Origin of the sequence: Gordonia sp. i37, from assembly GCF_002043085.1 — a bacterium.
GTDB classification, from domain to species: Bacteria; Actinomycetota; Actinomycetes; order Mycobacteriales; family Mycobacteriaceae; genus Gordonia; species Gordonia polyisoprenivorans.
In genome coordinates this window covers 1-2,251 of the sequence record NZ_MVPX01000438.1, presented here as the reverse complement: position 1 = coordinate 2,251, position 2,251 = coordinate 1, and the positions used below count along the sequence as shown (strand labels likewise).

Sequence of the window (2,251 nt, the reverse complement as noted above, 5' to 3'; positions counted from 1 at the left end):
GCCCCCCCCGCCGAGACCGTGTCACTGGCGGCCGGCGACCTGGTGGACGTGGTTCGGCTGACGTGACCGGCGCGGCCGACGCGCAGGGCGTATCCGATTGGGATGTTTGGGTTTTCGCCACGTCGACGTCATCGACGCGCGGGGCTGCCGGCCAACCAGATGCGGCGCCCGGCTCCGATGCCAGGCGCCGGTCGGCGTCGTGACGTCGAGGATGTGCCCGTATTCGGTGTCGATGGGTGTGTAGGTCCAGCCGTCGGCCTCCTTGGCGCGGTTGTGCGCCACGCAGGTGCCGTCGGCGTTGGCGAGCGAGGTGGGACCACCGTGCCGGTGCGGCTGGGCGTGATCGATCTCGGCGATCGGCGCATCGCAGAACGGAACCCGACAGCGCCGGTCGCGCATGCGGACGAAGTGCGCGAGGCTCGACGGGAAGCACCGCGACCGCGCGTCGGCAGCCACCAGCGTGCCTTCCGCAGGCCGCACGTACAGTCGCCGGATCGTCGAGGCGGTCTCGCCGTCGGGGCCGACACCGTCGGCAATGAGCTGCCGCGCCATCTCGGCAGGGATCGGCCCGAATCCGGGGATCTCCGCCGACGCATCCCCGCCGAGCATCGTTTCGGCCGAGAGCACCAGGTTCACCGCGACCGGCACTGCGGTGGCGCTCGCCTGACCGGTGACCCGCTCGACCAGGGTGTCGGCCATGATCTGGTCCCGCGTGCGTCCGTCGGACCCGACAATTGCATCGGCGTGGCGTTTGAGCGCGGCGAACACCGCGACCCCCTGTGCCATCGGCACCAGCGCCGACACCTGCGCCATCAGATCCGGTGCGGGGCGCACCGAAACCCGACGATCATGCTCGGCCTTCGCCTGGCGGTCGACGACGGTGCGGGGTTCGAGCTCATAGGCCAACTCCCTGGCCCGCGCGGTCAACGCCCTGTCCCCCATGCTCAGCAGAGCCTGCCGGTCCCCGGCCACGACGCGATCGATCTCTTCGCGGGATTCTCTTGTCAGATAGGCGGTTTCGCGGACCAGGATGGTCGCGCGCCACTCGGTCAGATCACCGTCCTCGAGCGCACCCAAGGTGTGCGGCATCTCGGTGGCCAAGGCCCGCGCGAACCCGAGGAATTGGCCACCTCGTTGCGCCGACGCCTTGCGCGCCAGACCGACCTCGGCCGATAAGCCCTTACCCCTTTTGGTTTGGGGCACATTGCGTTCGAGTTCATCGGCGGCGCGCAGTTCGTCGAGTCGGGCGGTCTCGCGCACCTGGGCGGCCGCTGCGGCGGACTTCAGTTCTTCCAGAAAGGTGATCCGCTCGACCGCATCGGCCTGTGTGGCCGCCGCCGTCATCTCGATGAGCGCACAGGCGAACTCTCGAAGATCGTCGGTCGTCTCGAGCACTGCCACCCCCCGGTGTCCGTAACACCTGCATCGCACGTTTGAACTATTGTACATGTGTTCGGTGATTTGTGCCACCGATCTCACCGGCTGTGCACAACCGCCATCGATGCACACCGCCTCCCAGCACGTGGAGCCACCGGCACCCGGGGCTCTAAGCTGAACGGGCGCGGCGAGCGGTCGCGTTGACGACGTCGGAGAGGATGACTGTGGCGAGGCGCCCGCGTGAGGACGCACCAGACGGACTGTCCCCGGCACATCTGGTCACCCTGGCCCGCGAGACCGTACCCCCGGTCCACCCGGCGGGCCTCCCCTTTGTCGCCGCGGCCTCGGCCGTCGCGGTGCTCGGTCGGCGTCACCGGTGGATCCGGACACCGGCCGCCCTGACCGCCGGGGCCTGCGCGGCCTTCTTCCGGCATCCCGCCCGCGTCGCGCCCACCGATCCGTTCGCGGTGGCCGCCCCGGCCGACGGGACCGTGAGTCTTCTCGACGAGGCCGTGCCGCCCGCCGAGTCCGGGCTCGGCGACGCGCCGCGACCCCGGGTGTCGGTGTTCCTCTCGCTGTTCGACGTGCACGTGCAGCGCGTGCCGATCGCCGGCACGGTGACCTCGGTGACCCACACGCCCGGTCGATTCGTGTCGGCCGATCTCCCCGACGCGAGCGAGGTCAACGAGCGCACCACCATGACCATCCGCACCGCGACGGGGGCCGACGTGGCGGTCGTGCAGATCGCCGGGCTGCTCGCCCGTCGAATCGTGTGCAACCCCATGGTCGGCGACGCACTGTCGGTCGGCGAGACCTATGGACTCATCCGCTTCGGCTCGCGGGTGGACGTCTACCTGCCGCCCGGCAGCACGCC

At 70.1% G+C, this 2,251-nt stretch carries 2 protein-coding genes; one reads left to right on the top strand and one right to left on the bottom strand.

Features of this window, described 5'->3' with window-relative positions; all coding sequences use genetic code 11:
* Nucleotides 1-21: 21 nt before the first annotated feature.
* Nucleotides 22-1,395: an HNH endonuclease signature motif containing protein gene (locus B1964_RS21690; protein WP_079931235.1), complete on the bottom strand. Its 1,374-nt coding sequence runs from the start codon at nucleotides 1,393-1,395 to the stop codon at nucleotides 22-24.
* A 206-nt stretch (nucleotides 1,396-1,601) separates the two neighbouring features.
* Here B1964_RS21690 and B1964_RS21685 point away from each other — a divergent pair.
* A partial coding sequence (locus tag B1964_RS21685) for a phosphatidylserine decarboxylase (RefSeq protein WP_079931236.1) occupies nucleotides 1,602-2,251 on the top strand: 650 nt, incomplete at its 3' end.